We start from the raw sequence: 4,051 nt of genomic DNA on the forward strand, positions 1-4,051 counted from the left end.
GTGGAGGCGCGGGAAATGGCCCGGGCCTCGACGGTCTTCAGGGTCGGGCGGTCGACGCCGGCGCGCATGGCCGCGCCCCGGGCCTGGGCCCGGGCGGAGGACAGGGCCGAGCCCACGCCGCCTGAAAACAGGCCGCAGCGGGCGTCGGCGGCGGCCATCACCGTGCGTTCGTAGAAGAGGTCGAGGCTTGACGCGCTCGCTTGCCCCGGCGCGGCCATCACACCGCAGCCCAGGGCCAACCCCATCCATCCACACACGACGCGCCGCGCATGTTTGCGCGTACTCGTCATGCTCACCCGTTTTCTCGTATGGTTCGAGAACTTGAGCGTGACCTTAGGCGCCGCGCCTTTCTGTTCCGTTAGCGAGGTCCGCCCCCGACATGATGCTGTCCACCGACATCTGGGTCGCCGCCCTGATCCGCCGCGTCGAGCTGGGCGGCGGCTTCGCCATGCTGATCCGCAAGGGCGACGCCCGCGCCGGCTCGGTGCTGGTCAAGGTGCTGAACCGCAGCGACCGCACGGTGCGGCTCTATGCCGAGGCCACGCGCGGCGACGGCGAGCGGATCTGGATGCGCCCGGCGGTCTCGGAGCAGGAGCCCGACCTCGACCGCTATATAGAGCGCGCCATCAAGGTCGACCCCGACATCTGGGTGGTCGAGGTCGAGGACAAGGACGGCCGGCATTTCCTGACGGAGCCGGTGGAGGAGGGGTGAAGGCGACCCGCCCGGCGCTCCTCCCCCAGCGCGAAGCGCGATTTGGGGGAGGTGTCCCGCAGGGACGGAGGGGGGCCGCTGCGTGAGCAGCGGATAGGCCCTATCCGCCCCTTCGGGTCGGCCACCTCAGGCGCTACGCGCCAGCTCCCCCAGCGGGGGAGCAGCATTGCGATTGAGCCATTCGGCGCCGAAGGGTTGGGGGGCATCACGGTGAACCGGCCGTTCACCGCCTTTGTGCACCGGGTTGAAAGCAGGGGTGTGAGACCAATTGCGTCGGCTTCCTCAACTGACCGGTGCGTGCTTGCTGTTCCTGATGAACGACGTGGTGCTTGATCTCGACAATCCGAAGTTCGCGCCCAAGGCGATGAGCCGGCGGTTCGACGCCCTGTCCTTCAACGCGGTCACCCGGCTGGGCCAGGAGCTCTATGCCGAGGAGCCGCTGTTGCACCTGACGCGGCCGGACCGCGCCAAGCGGCTGGCGGCCCTGATCCTGGCCAAGGCCCCGGCGATCAACGCCGCCCAGTTCATCGCCACCCGCTTCGGCGGCGCCTCCCAGGACGTGCTGGTCAGCTATCGCCAGGTGGATGGCGTGGTCATGGCCCAGCTGAGCCTGCGCCAGGATGAAGGGGAGCTCGACACCCTGCACACTGACAGCAAGGTCTGGCGGCGGTTGGCGGCCTAAGCCGCGCGCAACACCCCGCCAATATTTGCCTGACGGGCCTGGGCGCGCTATCGCCCGGGCATGAGCACTTCTCCCGTCGTCGAGGCCGCCCGTCGGCGCACCTTCGCCATCATCTCCCACCCGGACGCCGGCAAGACGACGCTGACCGAGAACCTGCTGCTGGCCGGGGGCGCGATCCGCGCGGCCGGCGCGGTCAGGGCGCGGGGCGAGAACCGGCGGACGCGGTCGGACTGGATGAAGATCGAGCGCGAGCGGGGCATCTCCGTCTCGGCCAGCGTCATGACCTTCGATCACGACGGACTGATGTTCAATCTGCTCGACACCCCGGGCCACGAGGACTTCTCCGAAGACACCTATCGGACGCTCACCGCCGCCGACGCCGCGGTCATGGTGCTGGACGCCGCCAAGGGCATCGAGCCCCAGACCCTGAAGCTGTTCGAGGTCTGCCGCCTGCGCGACATTCCGATCGTCACCTTCATCAACAAGATGGACCGCGAGGCCCAGGACCCCTTCGCCCTGTTGGACGAGATCGGCTCCAAGCTGGCGCTCGACCCCGCGCCGCTGTTCTGGCCGGCCGGGTCGGGCGGGCGGTTCAAGGGCATGCTCGACCTGCGCACCCAGAAGTTCCAGCCCTACGCCAAGCGCGGGGCGGAGCCGGACGACGGCCACCCGGCGGCCGTGGCCTTCGGCGGCAATGCGGTGGACCGCTTCCTCGATCCGGACGAGCGGGCCGAGCTGGAGGAAGCCTCCATGCTGGTCACCGAGGCCTCGAAGCCCTTCGATCCCCAGGCCTTCTTGGAAGGCCACATGACCCCGGTGTTCTTCGGCTCGGCCCTGCGCCATTTCGGCGTCGACGAGCTGCTGGCGGGCCTGGGCGCCTATGCCCCGCCGCCCAAGGCCGTGGCGGCCGCCAAGTCCGGCGAGCCGACCCATGTGGTCCCGGGTGATCCTGAAGTCACCGGCTTCGTCTTCAAGGTCCAGGCGAACATGGACCCCAACCACCGTGACCGCATCGCCTTCCTGCGCCTGACGTCGGGGCGGTTCTCGCGCGGCATGAAGCTGAAGGTGCAGAACACCGGGCGGCAATTGTCGGTCAATGCGCCGATCATGTTCTTCGCCTCCGACCGCGAGCTGGCGGAAGAGGCCTTCGCCGGCGACGTGATCGGCATTCCGAACCATGGGGTGCTGCGGGTCGGCGACAGCCTGTCGGAGACCGGCCTGCTGCGCTTCGCGGGCCTGCCCAACTTCGCCCCGGAAATCCTCCAGCGCGTGCGGGTCAAGGATCCGCTGAAGGCCAAGCACCTGAAGAAGGCGCTGGAAGGCCTGGCGGAGGAGGGGGTGACCCAGCTGTTCCGCCCGCAGTTCGGGGCGGACTTCATCGTCGGCGCCGTCGGCCAGCTGCAGTTCGAGGTCATGGCCGACCGCCTGGCCAATGAATACCAGCTGGAGGTCCAGTTCGAGGCCAGCCCCTTCGCCGAGGCCCGCTGGCTGACCGGGACCAAGGCCGAGGTCGAGGGTTTCGAGAACACCCACAAGACCGCCATGGCCACCGACATCGACGACCAGCCGGTGTTCCTGGCCAAGTCGTCCTGGGAGATCGGCTATGTGGCCGAGCGCTATCCGAAGGTGGGCTTCGAGCGCACCAAGGAACGGGGCTGACCGCCGATGAGCGGCGCGATCCTCTATGGCGCTCCGGCGCCCGGCCTGACGGACATTCCCCCCGGCGCGACCCAGGTTTCGCCGCTGATCCCCGGATCGGCGGACCTGGCGGCGATGGCCGACGGCTCGGCGGACGAGGCGGTGATATTGGCGCCGCCCGGGGTGCTGGAGCGCGACTTCGTGCTGGCCCATGCCCTGCGGGTGCTGAAACCCCATGCGGCGCTCACCGTGCTGGCCCCCAAGGACAAGGGCGGTTCACGGCTGAAGAAGGCCCTGGAGCGGTTCGGCTGCGTGGTCGGCGAGGACGCGCGCCGCCATCACCGGTTCTGCTATGTCGAGCGCCCGGAGGCGCCCGCCAGCCTGGCCGAGGTCATGGCCGCGGGCGGCCCCCGGCTGGTCGCCGCGCTCGGCCTGTGGTCGCAGCCGGGCGTGTTCAGCTGGGACCGCATTGATCCGGGCACGGCGCGGCTGATGGAGCATCTGCCGGCGCTGAAGGGCCGGGGCGCGGACCTCGGCTGCGGCATCGGCATATTGGCGACCCACATCCTGGCCCAGGGCCAGATCGAGAGCCTGGTCGCCATCGACATCGACCGTCGCGCCGTGGAGTGCGCGCGCCACAATCTGGATGATCCCCGGGTCCTGGTGCGCTGGGCCGATGTCCGGCGGTTGGAGGGCGAGATCGCCGGCCTCGACTTCGTGGTCATGAACCCGCCGTTCCACGACGGCGGGGCGGAGGATCGGGCCCTGGGCTCGGCCTTCATCCGCGCGGCGGGCGCCATGCTCGGCAAGGGCGGAACCTGCTGGCTGGTCGCCAATCGCCACCTGCCCTATGAGGCGACGCTTAATGAGACCTTCGCCAAGGTCACTCCCAAGGTCGAGGTCGGCGGCTTCAAGGTCTATGAGGCCCGCAAGTGAGCGAGAAGCCCGCCAAGCCGATGATGGCCCGGCTCGACCGGCTCTTGGCCAATCTGGGCTACGGCTCGCGGCGCGAGGTCAAC

Annotated in this window: 4 protein-coding genes and 1 pseudogene; 4 read left to right on the plus strand and 1 reads right to left on the minus strand. The window is 69.4% G+C overall.

The features are described from left to right. A pseudogene (locus Q7P21_RS19685) lies at positions 1–239 on the minus strand (hypothetical protein); the annotation flags it as partial. Positions 240–379: 140 nt separating this feature from the next. On the opposite strand from Q7P21_RS19685, the gene Q7P21_RS19690 reads away from it, so the two are divergent. The 4 genes from Q7P21_RS19690 to Q7P21_RS19705 all read left to right on the plus strand — a co-directional run bounded on the left by Q7P21_RS19690 (position 380) and on the right by Q7P21_RS19705 (position 3,968). Beyond that, positions 380–712, plus strand: coding sequence for a DUF1491 family protein (locus Q7P21_RS19690; RefSeq protein WP_304169988.1), 333 nt, complete (start codon positions 380–382; stop codon positions 710–712). A gap of 268 nt (positions 713–980) precedes the next feature. Then, complete coding sequence (locus Q7P21_RS19695) at positions 981–1,394, plus strand: hypothetical protein (protein ID WP_304180000.1); 414 nt, start codon at positions 981–983, stop codon at positions 1,392–1,394. Positions 1,395–1,454: 60 nt separating this feature from the next. Further along, positions 1,455–3,053: a peptide chain release factor 3 gene (locus tag Q7P21_RS19700; protein ID WP_304180001.1), complete on the plus strand. Its 1,599-nt coding sequence runs from the start codon at positions 1,455–1,457 to the stop codon at positions 3,051–3,053. Between the two features lie 6 nt (positions 3,054–3,059). Further along, positions 3,060–3,968, plus strand: a complete 909-nt coding sequence (locus tag Q7P21_RS19705; protein ID WP_304180003.1) for a class I SAM-dependent methyltransferase — start codon at positions 3,060–3,062, stop codon at positions 3,966–3,968. Positions 3,969–4,051: the final 83 nt, after the last annotated feature.

It is taken from the genome of Phenylobacterium aquaticum (assembly GCF_947378715.1).
GTDB lineage: Bacteria > Pseudomonadota > Alphaproteobacteria > Caulobacterales > Caulobacteraceae > Phenylobacterium > Phenylobacterium aquaticum_A.